This is a genomic window from Aquitalea sp. ASV15 (genome assembly GCF_016429115.1).
GTDB lineage: Bacteria > Pseudomonadota > Gammaproteobacteria > Burkholderiales > Chromobacteriaceae > Aquitalea > Aquitalea magnusonii.
The window spans coordinates 22,875-36,827 of record NZ_JAELTZ010000041.1 but is presented as its reverse complement, the minus strand read 5'-3'; the positions used below and the strand labels follow the sequence as shown (position 1 = coordinate 36,827).

Below are 13,953 nucleotides of genomic sequence, written 5' to 3'. Positions count from 1 at the left end.
GGGCTGTACCAGCCGCCGGCCCGCTTCCGGAGCTGGTAATGCGGCGCGCCCTCGCACCCGATCCGGCCGGGCAACTGGCCAGCCAGCTGGCGGCACTGGCCTGCCAGTCGCTGCTGGATGAAGCCCGGCTGGCACCCAAGCCCGGACTGGTGGACAGCCGCGGCAATGGCGCCCACAGCGACCTCAACCTGGAACTGATGTGCTGCTCGGCCCGCGCCTTGCACCCGGCCTTTTTCGCCATGGCCAATGCCGCCTGGCGGCAAACACCATCGACCTCCCTGCGCGAACAGCTGGGCAGCCTGGGCCGCAGCGGCGAACAAGCCATGCTGCAGGCCAGTGGCGGCGTCAACACCCATCGCGGCGCCATCTGGGCCATCGGCCTGCTGGTGGCGGCTGCCGCCATGGATGCCAGCCAGCTGCAGGCGGCTGCCGTATGCCAGCGCGCCGCGGCACTGGCCCGGCTGCCAGACCGCCTGCTGCCGGCACAGCCGCGCAAGGGCGAGCTGGCCTGCCAGCGCTACGGCGTGGGCGGTGCCCGTGGCGAAGCGCAGCAGGGCTTTCCACACATCACCCGGCTGGCCCTGCCCGCCTTGCAGGCCAGCCGCGCCCGCGGCGACGGCGAAGTGAATGCCCGGCTCAATGCCCTGCTGGCCATCATGAGCCGGCTGGACGACACCTGCCTGCTGTCGCGTGGCGGCATGCCGGGGCTGACCCTGGTGCAGGCCGGGGCAGCAAAGGTACTGGCTGCCGGTGGCGTGGCCACCCTGCCCGGCCGCCGCCGGCTTTATCAACTGGAAAAAGACATGCTGGCGCAGCGCCTGTCACCGGGCGGCGCGGCCGACCTGCTGGCCGCCACCCTGCTGCTGGACCGGCTGCCCGCCATGGCCGCCAACTGACACCTAGCAATGAAGGAGGAATCATGGAAAAACTGCACCTGGACTACCCGGCCGGTGCGCCGGCCACCCGCCGTGTGCTGGCCGGCGTGGTGGCCTCGGGCGACCTGGAAGTGCTGATCACACCAGCCGCCGCAGGGCTCTGCCACATCGTGATACACAGCGCCGCCGATGGCAGTGCCGCGCGCTGGCGCGCCCAGCTCGACCGCTTGTTTGCCAACGGCAAGGCTGCCGCCATGCAGATGGAAATCAATGATTTTGCGGCCACCCCCGGCGTGATCAGCCTGCGGCTGGCCCAGGCCCTGGAGGAACTGTCCGCATGAGCCATCAACAAGACATCGCCCGGCTGCTGCAAGGCCACAGCTTTATCGAGCTGAGCGCCCGCGAACGCGCCCACAGCCTGCTGGATGCCGGCAGCAGCCGCGAACTGGCCGGTCCATTTGACCGGCAATACTCACCCTGGCTGGGGGCGCAGGGCATTGTGGCCCAGGCCGATGACGGCGTGGTCATCTGCAAGGGCCTGCTGGATGGCCAGCCGGCGGTGATTGCCGCCATCGAAGGCGGTTTCCAGGGCGGCAGCCTGGGCGAAGTGGGCGGGGCCAAGCTGGTCTCTGCACTGGAGCTGGCGGCAGCAGACAATCGCCAGGGCATTCCCACCCGCGCCGTCATCCTGTTTGAAACCGGCGGCGTGCGCCTGCAAGAGGCCAATCTGGGCCTGGCCGCCATTGCCGAAATCCATGCCGCCATTGTCGACCTGGCCCGCTATCAGCCGGTGATCGGCATCATCGCCGGCACCGTGGGCTGCTTTGGCGGCATGTCGATTGCCGCCGGCCTGTGCAGTTATCTGATCGTCACCCGCGAAGCGCGACTGGGGCTGAACGGCCCGCAAGTGATCGAACAGGAAGCCGGCGTGGCGGAATACGACTCGCGCAACCGGCCCTTTATCTGGAGCCTCACTGGCGGCGAACAGCGCCGGGCCTGCGGACTGGCCGATGCCCTGCTGGACGACGACAGTGTGCTGATCCGCCAGCAACTGCTGGACTTCATCGCCCGCGGCCTGCCCGAGCAGCCGCGTCACCGCCGCAGCCAGCACATGTTGCAAAGGCTGCTGGCCATGGACAGCACTAGCCAGGCCGATGCCGCTTCAGCCCGTCAACTTTTCCAGTCAGGAGCCAAGCCATGAGCCAGCCCTCCATCAGCCAGCGCGGCCGCGACTGGTTTAACGCCCTGTGTGGCCAGTCCCCACTGCAGCAAGGCTTGCCGCCATCCCTGCTGGTGACGGATGCCGAACTGGCCGGGCAGCCGGCACGCTATATCGCGGTAGTGGCCGACCCGCACAACCCGTTTGAACGCGCCCGCCATGGCGAGGTGGGCCTGCTGGAAGGCTGGGCACTGGCCGCCGCCATCGACGCCGCGGTGGAAGCCGACCGTCAGCAGCCCGGCAAGCGCGCCATCGTCGCCATCATCGATGTTCCCAGCCAGGCCTATGGCCGGCGCGAAGAAGCCTATGGCATCCACCAGGCTCTGGCCGCCGCCGCGGCAGCCTATGCCGGCGCCCGGCTGGCCGGCCACCCGGTGATCGGGCTGATTGTCGGCAAGGCCATGTCAGGTGCCTTCCTGGCCCACGGCTACCAGGCCAACCGCCTGCTGGCGCTGGACGATGCCGGGGTGATGGTTCATGCCATGGGCAAGCAGGCCGCCGCCCGCATCACCCTGCGCACGGTGGAAGAGCTGGAAAAGCTGGCCGCCAGCATCCCGCCCATGGCCTATGACATTGCCAGCTACGCCAGCCTGGGCTTGCTGTGGCGACTGCTGAAGACCGCGCAGCCGGACCAGCCCACCGCGGCCGACCTGCAGCTGGTGCGTGACGCGCTGGCCGCGGCACTGCTGGACATCCAGGCCGACCCGCAGCGCGACCTGCACCAGCGCTTGCACGGCGAACACCGCCTGGCCACGCGCAAGGTCCGTACGCTGCTGCAAGCGCAATGGGCAGAAATAGGAGGCTAAAACCAGCAAACATCAGGGCGCATGGCCAATACTGCGGTAACAGGTGAACACAATATGACAATACAAAGGAGAGACACACCATGATCATCTACGGAACTGCCTTGCTGGCAGCCTGCCACTTGCTGGGTCTGTTTCTGGGCGACCTGCTGGGCAGCCTGATCGGCGTCAAATCGAATGTCGGCGGCGTGGGCATTGCCATGTTGCTGCTGATTTTCGCCCGGCTCTACCTGCACAAGCGTGGCCTGCTGCCACAGGAAACCGAACAGGGCGTCGCCTTCTGGGGTGCCATGTACATTCCGGTGGTGGTGGCCATGGCCGCCACGCAGAACGTGGTTGCCGCCCTGCGTGGCGGGCCGGTGGCCGTGCTGGGTGCGCTGGGCGCGGTCGTGGTATGCGGCTGCGTCATCGCCCTGCTCAATCGCGGCGGCAGCCAGCAGGCATGGCAGCCGGAAGCCGAAACCCCACAAGACCCACTGGCCTGATACAGGAGCAACATCATGCAAATGCTGGAAAAAGTATTGGCACACAACGGGCTGGTGACGGCCTTCCTGCTGGTGGGCATCATCACCTGGCTGTCCGCCCGGCTGTCGCGCCGGCTGACGCTGGGGCGGGTGCATGGCTCGGCCATTGCCATCCTGATCGGCCTGGGGCTGGCCTATTACGGTGGCGTGCTCACCGGCAAGCAAAGCGGCCTGGCCGATGTCTCGCTGTTTTCCGGCATCGGACTGATGGGCGGCGCCATGCTGCGCGACTTCGCCATCGTGGCCACGGCCTTTGAAGTACAGGTCACCGAAGCACGCAAGGCCGGGCTGATCGGCGCCTGCTCGCTGCTGCTGGGGACGGTGCTCCCGTTTATCGTCGGCGCCAGCATTGCCCATGCCTTTGGCTACCGTGACGTGGTGAGCATGACCACCATCGGTGCCGGTGCCATCACCTATATTGTCGGCCCGGTGACCGGGGCGGCACTGGGTGCCAGCTCGGACGTGATGGCGCTGAGCATTGCCACCGGCCTGCTCAAGGCCATCATGGTGATGGTGGGCACACCGTTTGCCGCCCGCTTCCTCGGCCTGAACAATCCGCGCTCGGCCATGGTGTTCGGCGGGCTGGCCGGCACCGTGAGCGGTGTCTCGGCTGGCCTTGCCGCCACCGACCGCCGGCTGGTGCCCTATGGCGCGCTGGTGGCTACCTTCCATACCGGGCTGGGCTGCCTGCTGGGGCCATCGGCACTCTACCTGGCCACCAAGGCCATCATGGCCTGATAGCAACCTCCTCTTTACTTCAGCTGCTGAAGTAAAGTCTTGTCGCGGCAGCGCTGGTCGCTGCCGTCTTTTTTTTCAGGAGTTTCCGATGGGCCATCCCTGTCTCCCGCACGATCTGCTCTGGCTGGACAGGGCTGCGGCGCTCGTGGCCGACAGCACGCTGCCGGACTGGCTGCCACGGCACTGGCACCCCGGACTGCCGGTGGTGGTGCGCCGCGCCGCCGCCAGAGCCGGCCTGATTGCGGTCGGGGTGCGCGGTCCGCTGCGCACACAGCGCTCTGCCTTGTGGGCCAGCAGCCAGCAACTATGCCGGGCACTCAGCCCGGAGCAAGTGGCGGCACAACAAGGCTGGCGACAACATCCGCGCCTGGCCGAGCTGCCGGCATTGCAGGCGCTGCAGCAGGCCCACGCCGCCCTGCAAGACTGCGGCCTCGTCTGGGGCATTACCGGCAGTGCCGGGTTCGAGCTGGCCACCGGCCAGGCCACCCTTAGCAGCAACAGCGATCTGGACCTGCTGCTGCGCTGCCCGCTGCCCCCGGCGCGTTCGCGCATGCAAACACTGGCGGCAACGCTGGCAGGGCTGCCTTGCCGCGTGGATGTCCAGCTGCAGACCCCTACTGGCGGCGTGGCGCTGGAGGAATGGCTGCGCGGGGGCCGGGTGCTGGTCAAGACCGCCAGCGGCCCGCTGCTGCTGGATGAGCCGCTGGCAGCATGGCCGGGCAGCCGGCTTAACGCGATGGAGCAATGCTGATGAGCATCCTGTTTGTCTTTCCCGGCCAGGGCAGCCAGCGCCCCGGCATGTTGCAGCAGCTGCCAGCGCATGCCGCCTGCCAGGCCGTGCTGGCCGAGGCGGAAGCCGTGCTGGGCAGCTCGCCGCACTTGCTGGACTCTGCCGCCGCGCTGCGTTCCACCGTGGCGGTGCAGCTCTGCCTGCTGATTGCCGGCGTGGCCTCGGCCCGCCTGCTGCAAGCGGAAGGCATCCAGCCACAGATGGTGGCCGGTTTGTCGATTGGCGCCTTTGCCGCCGCCGTGGTGGCCGAGGCACTGCCGCTGGCCGCCGCCCTGCGCCTGGTACGGCGGCGCGGCCAGCTGATGGAACAGGCTTATCCGCAGGGCTATGGCATGAGCGTGGTATCCGGGCTGGCCCTGCCGCAGCTGGACAGCCTGCTGGCGCAGCTGCGGGCTGCCGGCAGCCCGCTTTATCTGGCCAATATCAATGCCGAGCGCCAGCTGGTGGTGGCCGGCAGCGAGATTGGCCTGCAGCAGCTGGCCAGCCTGATCCAGACCGGAGGAGCCGGTCGCTGCCAGCGGCTGGACATCAGCGTGCCCTCGCATTGCAGCCTGCTGGATGAAGCCGCCAGCGCGCTGCGCCAGGATGTCGCCCGCATCAGCCTGGCCACACCGCGGCTGGACTACCTCAGCGCCAATGCCGCCCGCGTGCTGCGGCGGCCCGAGCAGATTGCCGATGACCTGGCCGGCAATATGGCACGGCTGGTGCGCTGGCACGACTGCAGCCGGCTGGCTTATGAACGCGGTGCACGGCTGGCCGTGGAAATGCTGCCGGGCAGCACGCTCAGCCGGCTGCTGAAGCTGGTGTTTGCCCAGGGGGTGGTGATGAACATGGCACAGGACCGGCTGGACAGCCTGCAGGCCCAGGCGCGCCGGGCCCAGGCCGAGGACTAGTGCCGGCTACAAGGCAGCCAGTACCGCATCCAGCGCATCCAGCAGCAGGTCGGCATGTTCACGGGCAAACGGCAGCTGCGGCCGCAGCTTGAGGATATTGCCGGCCGGGCCGGTGGCACTGAGCAGGATGCGCCGCTCGCGCAGTGCATTGACCACACGGGTGGCGGCGGCTGTGGCCGGCTGTTTGCCGTGGCGGTCGGTCACCAGCTCCACGCCAAGGAAAAAACCGGCGCCACGCACATCGCCAATCAGCGCATGCTTGCCGGCCAGCGCCTGCAGCCCGGCCTTGAGATACGCCCCGGTGACATGGGCATTGTGTTGCAAGCCCTCCTGCTCGATGACCTCCAGCACTGCCATGCCGGCAGCGCAGGACACCGGATTGCCGCCAAAGGTATTGAAGTAGCGCACCCGGCTGCCAAAGGCATCGATGATGTCGGCGCGTGCCGCCAGCCCGGCCAGCGGGTGACCATTACCCATGGGCTTGCCCATGGTGACGATGTCCGGCACCACGCCATGGCGCTGGAAGCCCCAGAAATGGCTGCCGCTGCGGGCAAAACCGGCCTGCACCTCGTCGGCAATGAACAAGCCGCCCGCCGCGTGAATGGCATCCACCGCACCTGCCAGAAAACCGGGCGGATCGGCAAACACGCCATCGCTGGTAAACAGCGTATCCACCAGCAGCGCTGCCGGGCGGACGCCGTGGCGCTGCAAATCGGCAATCGCCGCCTGTACATCACGGGTAAATTGCTCTGCCACTTGCTGCGCGTTACCACGATAGCCATCCGGCGGCGCCACGGTACGCACATTCGGCCCCAGCGCCACGCCTTCGCCAAAGGCTGGCGAACAGGCGGCCACACTGCTGGTAACGCCATGGTAGGCATGGGCGCTCACAATCACCCCTTGCCCACCGCTGAAATTGTTCGCCAGCCGCAAGGCCAGGTCGTTGGCCTCGCTGCCGGTGCAGGTAAACATGGCCTGATAACCGGGCATGGCCAGCGTGGCCAGCAGGCGCTCGGCGTAATCGACGATGCCTTGGTCAAGGTAACGGGTATGGGTGTTGAGCGTGGCGGCCTGGCGGGCAATGGCCGCCACCACCTGCGGGTGGCTGTGCCCCACCGAGGCGACATTGTTATACACATCCAGATAGGGCTGGCCGGCCGCGTCGTACAGCCACACGCCCTCGCCGCGCAGCAGATGCAGGGGCTGCTGGTAAAACAGGCGGTAAGCCTGCCCCAGCGCCTGCTGCCGACGGCGGATCAGCGCCTGCTCGCTGGCCGGCAGGCTGGCCAGCGTGTTCGGGTCAAAGGCATTGGCCATGCGTTGGTCTGGGGGATTCATGCTTGTCCTTTCGTCTGGCACAAGGGCTGCAGATAGGCACTGGCGCGCGCCGGGCCAAAGGCGGCCAGCCGTTGCAGGCCGTCCCAGCTCAGGCCGTGATTGCGCAGGATGTAACTGCGGTTTTCCGGATAACGCGCCGCCCGCCAGCCGGTAATGGTGACCGTCATGCACAGCCGGGTCATGATCAGCGGGTAAAGCAGATCGATTTCGCCCGGCAGCAAGGGACAGACGGCGTGATAGCCGGCAATCAGCTCGCCGGCGCCATCCAGCGGGTTTTCACTGCTGGACAGCTGGTAGGAGCAGGCCACCGCCAGCTCGTTGATCAAGGGCGCTTGCACCATGTCGCCAAAGTCGATCAGGCCGGCGGTGCGGATGTGGTCTTGTGGATCGACCAGCACATTGTGCGGGTTCAGGTCATTGTGAATCACCTGACGGCGCAAACCGGCCAGCTGCGGCTGCACCTGCTGCATGAAGTGGGCCAGCCAGTCGGCCAGCAGCGTTTTTTGCGCACTGTCCGGCGTTTCGTCCAGCAGGGGCTGTAGCCGCTGGGCATGCTGGATATCCCACAGCAGCGGGTGATGGGCCGCCGGGTGGGCATAATCGCGCAAGGCATTGTCCAGCCGCCCCAGTGTCTGCCCCAGATGACGGCGCTGGGCCGCACTGCGCTGAATCTGGTGCAAGGGCTGGCCGGCCAGATAGCTGAGCAGGCGCAGCACGCGCTGGCTGCCATCGGCCAGTGCCACCACGGCATAAGGCTGGCCGTCGTGGCGCGGCAGCAGCTGCGGAATGGGCAGGCTTGGGTCCGCTGCCCGCGCATGCAGCAAGGCACGGCTCTGGAAATCGGTAACAGCACGGTCTTCCGCCGGATGGCTCAGCTTCAGCACATATTCGCGGCCATCGTAGCCGCGGATATGGAAGTTGGCATCGCGCTCGCTATTGAGCGGGCTGGCCACACCGCGCAGGCGGTAATGCTGCCACAGCAGTGCGGTGGCCTCGCTGCACTCCACCGGCGCGGCCGCGGTGGCAAACAGCTGGTCGATCACACCTTGGGACACGGCTGGGGACACGGTTTCACACATGCTGGCCACCGTTGATGTGGATTTCCGAGCCATTGATATAGGAAGAGTGGCCGGAGCAGAGAAAGTAAATGGCCTCGGCTACTTCGTGCGGTGTACCCAGACGGTGCATCGGCACATCGCGCTCCACGATGCGGGCGGTATCCGGCGACAGGATGGCGGTGTCGATTTCCCCCGGCGCAATGGCATTGGCACGGATGCCATGCGGGCCAAACTCGTGCGCCAGCTCGCGGGTCAGTGCCGCCAGCCCGGCCTTGGAGGCGGCATAGGCCACGCCGGCAAACGGGTGCACGCGCGAGCCGGCGATCGAGGTGACATTGACGATGGAGCCCTGCCCCTTTTTCAGCTCGGCAAACAGGCCGCGTGCCAGCAAGGCGGTGGAGACCAGATTGACATTCAGCACCCGGCTCCAGACATCGGCATCGCTGGCCAGAATGCCCAGCCGCTCGCCCTGCGGCCCCTTGGGCGAGATACCGGCATTGTTCACCAGCGCGTGCAGCTCGCCATTGGGCAGGCGGCCTTGTACTTCGGCAATCAGCTGCTCGAGGCAGGACAGGTCGGACAGATCGGCCTGGATATGGCTTTGCCGTGCCGATGGCCACAGGCAGGCTTCGGAAAACGGCTGGCGCGACACGGTGAAGATCTGCCAGTCATGCTCCTGAAACAGCTTGACCGTGGCATGGCCGATGCCGCGACTGGCACCGGTCAACAGCATATAGCGGGTGGATGGGGACATGACATGACTCCTGTCAGCAGGATGGCGGCAGCAGCACGCGGCCGCATCAGATTATGATTCATCAAATTATGATGCATCATATTTGCTGCATTTCATTCTGACAAGCCGCAGTGCTAAGATGTGGCCCTTGTCACCCTCGCACACCGGCCTGCAACGCATGGACTACCAACTCGACACCCTGGAACACGACAATCTGGGCAGCACGGTCTACCAGCTGCTGTGCAATGACTTGCTGCAAGGCCGGCTGCAACCCGGTGCGCGCCTGAAAATACGCGAGCTGGCAGAACAGCTGGGCACCAGCGTCACCCCGGTACGCGATGCCATCCTGCGGCTGGTACAGGAACAGGCACTGGCCATGCAGTCGCCACGCGATATCCGCGTGCCGCACATGACGGTGGAGCGCTATCTGGAAATCCGCGCCATCCGCATCCGGCTGGAGGGCCTGGCGGCCGAAACCGCCGCAAACAAGGCAGAGCCTGCCGATATCGCCCGGCTGGAGGACATCGTACAGCGCAATGCCGTGGCCATGGCCGCGCAGGACATCGCCCAGGGCTGCGCGCTGAACCAGCAGTTTCACTTTGCCCTGGTCGACATCGCCGGCCTGCCCTTCCTGCATGGCATCCTCTACCGCATCTGGCTGCAGATGGGCCCGCTGATCGCCGCTGTCTACCAGCAGGGTGGCAGCGCCATGCTGGACTACCACTACCCGGTGCTGCAGGCCATGCGCCAGCGCGATGGCGCGGCGGCGGCGCTGGCCATTGGCGACGACATCCTCAGCGGCGGCCAGGCCATCCTGCTGCATCTGCAGGCCCGCCAGCGCGCCGGCTGACGGATTTCCGCACGGCGGGCGCGGCCCTATCGGCGGCCCGCCGTACCGCCATTAAAAAACACCAGCCATTTCAACAACTTGAAGCAATCAAGCCAGGCACGATGTTTGCACTATCCAGCAGCCTACCTTCTTGCCCAAAGCTGCTGCCATGACCTTCAAACTGCTCTCTACCCTGCTTGCTGCCTCCCTGCTGGCCGGCGGCTTTCACAGCGGCGCCCTGGCCGCGCCATCCAGCCTGTCGCTGCCGGCCATCCTGCTGCTGATGACGCTGCTGAATGCCGTGGTCTATCTGCTGGTGCGCCTGCTCTTTCTCAAGCTGAGCCCGCGCGGCAAATAGCCGGCAGTGGCCCAGACGTGACAAGGCCCGGCAATGCCGGGCCTTGTCACAAACCACGCTGATTGCAGCGCACATCGTCAAGCCGGGCGCTGGCTGCCTTGGCCTGCTGCGGCCAACCTGGCCAGAGCCAGCTCAGGCCATCAGGTAGATCAGCGCCGCCTCGCCAAACACCCCGATCACCGTCCCCACCAGCACCGAGTGCGAGGCATGCAGGGCGTAGGTCTGGTTGCGCACGGCAAACATCGAGGCGGCAATGGCGGTGGGCACCGCCCCGATAATCAAGGCCTGCCTGGCAAACTCGGCATCCACGCCAAACAGGAAGATGCCCAGCAGCATCAAGGCCGGTTGCAGGAAGTTTTTCATCGCCACATTGCCCAGCACATGGCCGTTGAACGCCGGCTTTTCACCGCAGAACATCAGGCCCAGCGCCAGCAAGGACACCCCGCCGGCCGCCTTGGCCAGCATGTCCACGCCTTCCTGCAGCGCAGCAGGCAGATGCAGATGATTGAAGCTGAGGATCACCCCCAGAATCGGCAGCCAGACAATCTGGTTGGACAGGGTCTTCACCATGCTCTGTTTCAGCATGGTCACCACGCCATCGTCACGGCCAGACTCCGCCATTTCACCACAGCGGCACAGCACGATGGTCAGCGGCAGGATGACAAAGCTGGTGATCAGATTGCCGATCAGCACCCCGATAAAGCCCTGCGGCCCACATACCTGCTGCAGGATGGGCGCGCCAAAATAGGCCATGTCGGGAAAGGTACAGACCAGCGCCTGGATGGCACTGCTTTTCAGATCACTGCGGTAGTAATAGCGCCCAGCCAGCAAGGCGATGACATAGCTGCCGACAAAGCCGAAGCCCAGGCACAGGATGAAAGGCAGATTCTGGATGCGCTCCGGCGGCGTTTTCAGCGCGCCGACAAACAGCGCACAAGGCAGGGCATAGCGCATCACCAGCGTGGCCAGCACGCTGACATCGGCCTGGCGAAAATAACCGCGCTGGCCGCCAAACCAGCCCAGCATCATCAATAGCACCACTGGCAGCAGTGCTGTACTCATGGTTCCCCACATGGTCTTGCTCCTTGATTTCTGTAGTGTGTCTCCCACCCACCTCAGAGCAAGCCCCGTGCCACGCCACAGCCATTGCAAGCCATTGATTAAAAAAGGAAATGACGGCAGCAATACGGTGAAAGTACGGCCCGCCGCGAATCCGTTGTTTAAAAAGTACGGAAATCCGCACTTTGCCTGTCCGCCAGCACAACGGCACAACGGCACAAACCAACAGCCAGCGTAAGGTTTTCCGTAAACCACCGCCCTGCCGGCGCGCGGTTTTCCGTCCATGGCAAGTACCCCGGCCATGGCGCAATGGCAAATCCCCCTTCCATTTCAATCACTTGCGCAAAACCATCCCGGTGGCACGCTCCTTGCAGTAGCACGGCTAACGGCCCGGCCAGTGGCAGCCCCCCCAGCCGCCGCTGGCCGCAACCCAAGCTTGAGGACAATCCCATGAGTGAAACCATCCGCATCAGCATTGACGGCAAGGTGATGGCCGCGCAGCCAGGCGACTCCATCCTGCAAACCCGGCTGCATGGCCCCGACGCCGTTACCGCCAATATCGGCTGCATGGGCCAGGGCGTGTGCGGCTCCTGTCGCTGCCTGGTCCGCAAGGCCGGCGAGCGCGACACCGTCAGCCGGCTGGCCTGCGAAACCGTGGTGGAAGACGGCATGCAGGTCAGCTTTATCGACTACTACCAGCCCGACCACGTCCACCACTACCGCCCGCATGATCTGCGCGACGGCTGGCAGACACTGCCACAACTGCAGCAGACCTTTCCCGAAACCGCCCACTGCCGCCATTGCGGTGGTTGCGACCGCGCCTGTCCGCGTGGCATCCCGGTGCAGCAAGGCATTGCCCTGGCCAGCCGTGGCGAGCTGCCCGCCGCTGCCGCGCTGTTCGACCCCTGCATCATGTGCAATCTGTGCACCCTGGCCTGCCCGGAAAACATCCGCCCCAACCATGTCGGCCTCTACCTGCGCCGCGCCCAGGCCATCCAGAACCTGCGCCCCGGCGAGCTGTTGCGCCGGCTGGACCAGCAAGCCCGCGGCCAGCTGGCCATCGACACCACGGCCTATCAGGCGAGGAGCAGCTCATGAACAGCGCCATTGAATATCAGCAGGCCAGCCAGAACCGCGCCAGCCATGCCACCCCGTCACGGCGGGCGGACGATCTGTCAGCCGCAGCCCTGCTGGCGCAATACCACCCGGACCACGCTGCCGATGCCAGCACCCTGCTGCACATCGGCCCCAGCCGTGGCCAGCCCTGCCACCCGCGCCTGGCCGAACTGCTGCAAAGCAATGCCCTGATTGACGGCTTTGATCTGGCCGGCGCCGAACAACGCAGCACCGATGTGCTGGTACTGGGCGGTGGCGGGGCCGGGGCTGCCGCCGCGCTCACCGCCGCCCGCAGCGGGGCCGCTGTCATGCTGGCCAGCAAGCTGCGGCTGGGCGACAGCAATACCGTGATGGCCGAAGGCGGCATCCAGGCCGCACTGGCCGCCAGCGACAGCCCGCAACAGCACTTCGACGACGCCATGCGCGGCGGCCACCACGCGGCCGACCCACAATTGCTGGCGCAGCTGGCCAGCGATGCGCCCGGCGTCATCCGCTGGCTGATCGAACTGGGCATGCATTTTGACTTGGCAGACCCGCTCAGCGACGGCGGCAAGCTGCGCTACAAGCAGGCCGGAGGCTGCAGCCAGCCACGCATCCTGTGCTACCGCGATTACACCGGACTGGAAATGATGCGCGTGCTGCGCGAAACGGTGGAACTGGAGCCCGGCATCCAGCTGCTGAACCGCTGCCCGGTGGTGGAACTGCTGTCACACCAGGACGGCAGCTGTGCCGGTGCCGTGCTCTACGACCTGGAATACCAGCGCTTTATCGTGGTATCGGCCCGGCAAACCATTCTGGCTACCGGCGGCTGCGGCCAGCTGCATCTGCAAGGTTTTCCTACTTCCAATCACTACGGTGCCACCGCCGACGGGCTGGTGCTGGCCTACCGCCTGGGCGCGCAACTGCGTGACATGGATGCCTTCCAGTACCACCCCACCGGGGTGGCCTGGCCGCCGCGCCTGCGCGGAGGGCTGATCTCCGAAGCCGCCCGCTCGGCCGGTGCCCTGCTGCTGAACGGCCTGGGCGAGCGCTTTGTCGACGAGCTGGCCCCGCGTGATGTAGTCACCGCCGCCATGCTGCGCGAATGTGCTGCCGGCCGAGGTATCGAGCGCGACGGCCAGCTGGGCCTGTTTCTCGACCTGCGCCCGCTGTGCGGACCCGGCCTGCCAACACTGGCCAGCCAGCTGCCGGCACTGCAACACCTGGCCGACAAATGCGGTATCGACCCCACCCGCGAACCCCTGCTGGTCTACCCCACCCTGCACTACCAGAACGGCGGCGTGGTGATCGACAGCCAGGGCCAGAGCAGCGTACCCGGCCTGCTGTGCGCCGGGGAAATCACCGGCGGCATTCATGGCCGCAACCGGCTGATGGGCAATGCCCTGCTCGACATCCTCGCCTTTGGCCGCCGCGCCGGACGCCAGGCGGCACGGCTGGCCCAGGCTGCCCGCAACAAATCATCGCTGCCGCCCCTGCGCGGCGGTATCGAACACGTTTATCGCTGGCAACGCCAGCTGGCCCTGGCCGGGCTGGACGCCAGCCAGCCAGCCCCGCTGCTGTATCCGGGCCTGGCCAGGCTGACACTGCACCGCCCCGCCAGCGCACGCGCCTAAGAGAACA

At 66.3% G+C, this 13,953-nt stretch carries 16 protein-coding genes; 12 read left to right on the top strand and 4 right to left on the bottom strand.

Features of this window, described 5'->3' with window-relative positions; genetic code table 11:
* The 8 genes from JHD64_RS16160 to mdcH form a co-directional block, all read left to right on the top strand.
* Positions 1 to 896, top strand: an 896-nt coding sequence (locus tag JHD64_RS16160) for a triphosphoribosyl-dephospho-CoA synthase (protein WP_370540966.1), incomplete at its 5' end; no start/stop codon positions are given.
* Between the two features lie 23 nt (positions 897 to 919).
* Entirely contained in the window at positions 920 to 1,216 is a 297-nt protein-coding gene (locus JHD64_RS16155) for a malonate decarboxylase subunit delta (RefSeq protein WP_059287673.1), read from the top strand.
* On the top strand, positions 1,213 to 2,076 hold the full coding sequence (locus tag JHD64_RS16150; protein ID WP_199054178.1) for a biotin-independent malonate decarboxylase subunit beta: 864 nt from the start codon (positions 1,213 to 1,215) through the stop codon (positions 2,074 to 2,076). The genes JHD64_RS16155 and JHD64_RS16150 overlap by 4 nt, the downstream gene beginning before the upstream one ends.
* Positions 2,073 to 2,900, top strand: coding sequence for a biotin-independent malonate decarboxylase subunit gamma (gene mdcE, locus JHD64_RS16145; RefSeq protein WP_199054168.1), 828 nt, complete (start codon positions 2,073 to 2,075; stop codon positions 2,898 to 2,900). The genes JHD64_RS16150 and mdcE overlap by 4 nt, the downstream gene beginning before the upstream one ends.
* 80 nt (positions 2,901 to 2,980) lie before the next feature.
* A complete protein-coding gene (madL, locus tag JHD64_RS16140) occupies positions 2,981 to 3,382 on the top strand; it encodes a malonate transporter subunit MadL (RefSeq protein ID WP_110312820.1) in 402 nt (133 codons plus the stop codon).
* A gap of 15 nt (positions 3,383 to 3,397) precedes the next feature.
* Positions 3,398 to 4,159, top strand: a complete 762-nt coding sequence (gene madM / locus JHD64_RS16135; RefSeq protein WP_233170539.1) for a malonate transporter subunit MadM — start codon at positions 3,398 to 3,400, stop codon at positions 4,157 to 4,159.
* 88 nt (positions 4,160 to 4,247) lie between these two features.
* A complete protein-coding gene (locus JHD64_RS16130; protein ID WP_199054166.1) occupies positions 4,248 to 4,910 on the top strand; it encodes a malonate decarboxylase holo-ACP synthase in 663 nt (220 codons plus the stop codon).
* Complete coding sequence (mdcH, locus tag JHD64_RS16125) at positions 4,910 to 5,842, top strand: malonate decarboxylase subunit epsilon (RefSeq protein ID WP_199054164.1); 933 nt, start codon at positions 4,910 to 4,912, stop codon at positions 5,840 to 5,842. The genes JHD64_RS16130 and mdcH overlap by 1 nt, the downstream gene beginning before the upstream one ends.
* 6 nt (positions 5,843 to 5,848) lie before the next feature.
* Here the strand turns inward: mdcH and JHD64_RS16120 are convergent, their stop codons facing one another.
* Genes JHD64_RS16120 through JHD64_RS16110 form a run of 3 tightly spaced genes read right to left on the bottom strand, consistent with a single transcriptional unit; the run spans position 5,849 to position 8,992 of the window.
* Positions 5,849 to 7,180 carry an aspartate aminotransferase family protein gene (locus tag JHD64_RS16120; RefSeq protein WP_199054162.1) on the bottom strand — a complete coding sequence of 444 codons (1,332 nt, stop codon included), beginning with the start codon at positions 7,178 to 7,180 and terminating at the stop codon, positions 5,849 to 5,851.
* Entirely contained in the window at positions 7,177 to 8,259 is a 1,083-nt protein-coding gene (locus JHD64_RS16115; protein ID WP_199054161.1) for a phosphotransferase, read from the bottom strand. Before JHD64_RS16115 ends, JHD64_RS16120 begins: the two co-directional genes overlap by 4 nt.
* The gene (locus tag JHD64_RS16110) at positions 8,252 to 8,992 is read right to left on the bottom strand and encodes an SDR family NAD(P)-dependent oxidoreductase (RefSeq protein WP_199054151.1); all 741 of its coding nucleotides are present in this window, start codon (positions 8,990 to 8,992) and stop codon (positions 8,252 to 8,254) included. The genes JHD64_RS16115 and JHD64_RS16110 overlap by 8 nt, the downstream gene beginning before the upstream one ends.
* 118 nt (positions 8,993 to 9,110) lie before the next feature.
* Between JHD64_RS16110 and JHD64_RS16105 the strand changes: the two genes are divergently transcribed.
* Together JHD64_RS16105 and JHD64_RS16100 are read left to right on the top strand one after the other, a co-directional pair.
* Positions 9,111 to 9,821 (top strand): GntR family transcriptional regulator, encoded by a 711-nt coding sequence (locus JHD64_RS16105; protein ID WP_233170538.1) that lies wholly within the window; start codon positions 9,111 to 9,113, stop codon positions 9,819 to 9,821.
* A gap of 148 nt (positions 9,822 to 9,969) precedes the next feature.
* Positions 9,970 to 10,158, top strand: coding sequence for a hypothetical protein (locus tag JHD64_RS16100; protein WP_059287508.1), 189 nt, complete (start codon positions 9,970 to 9,972; stop codon positions 10,156 to 10,158).
* A gap of 132 nt (positions 10,159 to 10,290) precedes the next feature.
* Here the strand turns inward: JHD64_RS16100 and JHD64_RS16095 are convergent, their stop codons facing one another.
* Complete coding sequence (locus tag JHD64_RS16095; RefSeq protein ID WP_199054149.1) at positions 10,291 to 11,232, bottom strand: AEC family transporter; 942 nt, start codon at positions 11,230 to 11,232, stop codon at positions 10,291 to 10,293.
* A 435-nt stretch (positions 11,233 to 11,667) separates the two neighbouring features.
* Here JHD64_RS16095 and JHD64_RS16090 point away from each other — a divergent pair, with 435 nt between their 5' ends.
* Both JHD64_RS16090 and JHD64_RS16085 read left to right on the top strand, forming a co-directional pair.
* Positions 11,668 to 12,315, top strand: a complete 648-nt coding sequence (locus JHD64_RS16090) for a ferredoxin (protein WP_199054147.1) — start codon at positions 11,668 to 11,670, stop codon at positions 12,313 to 12,315.
* Positions 12,312 to 13,946 (top strand): FAD-binding protein, encoded by a 1,635-nt coding sequence (locus JHD64_RS16085; RefSeq protein ID WP_199054145.1) that lies wholly within the window; start codon positions 12,312 to 12,314, stop codon positions 13,944 to 13,946. The genes JHD64_RS16090 and JHD64_RS16085 overlap by 4 nt, the downstream gene beginning before the upstream one ends.
* The last annotated feature ends 7 nt before the right edge of the window (positions 13,947 to 13,953 follow it).

Coding starts and splice junctions, on each gene's coding strand:
- mdcH (WP_199054164.1), top strand. CDS start 4,910: ATGAGCATCCTGTTTGTCTTTCCCGGCCAGGGCAGCCAGCGCCCCGGC.
- JHD64_RS16115 (WP_199054161.1), bottom strand. CDS start 8,259: ATGTGTGAAACCGTGTCCCCAGCCGTGTCCCAAGGTGTGATCGACCAG.
- JHD64_RS16095 (WP_199054149.1), bottom strand. CDS start 11,232: ATGTGGGGAACCATGAGTACAGCACTGCTGCCAGTGGTGCTATTGATG.
- JHD64_RS16090 (WP_199054147.1), top strand. CDS start 11,668: ATGAGTGAAACCATCCGCATCAGCATTGACGGCAAGGTGATGGCCGCG.
- madM (WP_233170539.1), top strand. CDS start 3,398: ATGCAAATGCTGGAAAAAGTATTGGCACACAACGGGCTGGTGACGGCC.
- JHD64_RS16100 (WP_059287508.1), top strand. CDS start 9,970: ATGACCTTCAAACTGCTCTCTACCCTGCTTGCTGCCTCCCTGCTGGCC.
- JHD64_RS16085 (WP_199054145.1), top strand. CDS start 12,312: ATGAACAGCGCCATTGAATATCAGCAGGCCAGCCAGAACCGCGCCAGC.
- JHD64_RS16105 (WP_233170538.1), top strand. CDS start 9,111: ATGTGGCCCTTGTCACCCTCGCACACCGGCCTGCAACGCATGGACTAC.
- JHD64_RS16150 (WP_199054178.1), top strand. CDS start 1,213: ATGAGCCATCAACAAGACATCGCCCGGCTGCTGCAAGGCCACAGCTTT.
- JHD64_RS16155 (WP_059287673.1), top strand. CDS start 920: ATGGAAAAACTGCACCTGGACTACCCGGCCGGTGCGCCGGCCACCCGC.
- JHD64_RS16120 (WP_199054162.1), bottom strand. CDS start 7,180: ATGAATCCCCCAGACCAACGCATGGCCAATGCCTTTGACCCGAACACG.
- madL (WP_110312820.1), top strand. CDS start 2,981: ATGATCATCTACGGAACTGCCTTGCTGGCAGCCTGCCACTTGCTGGGT.
- JHD64_RS16110 (WP_199054151.1), bottom strand. CDS start 8,992: ATGTCCCCATCCACCCGCTATATGCTGTTGACCGGTGCCAGTCGCGGC.
- mdcE (WP_199054168.1), top strand. CDS start 2,073: ATGAGCCAGCCCTCCATCAGCCAGCGCGGCCGCGACTGGTTTAACGCC.
- JHD64_RS16130 (WP_199054166.1), top strand. CDS start 4,248: ATGGGCCATCCCTGTCTCCCGCACGATCTGCTCTGGCTGGACAGGGCT.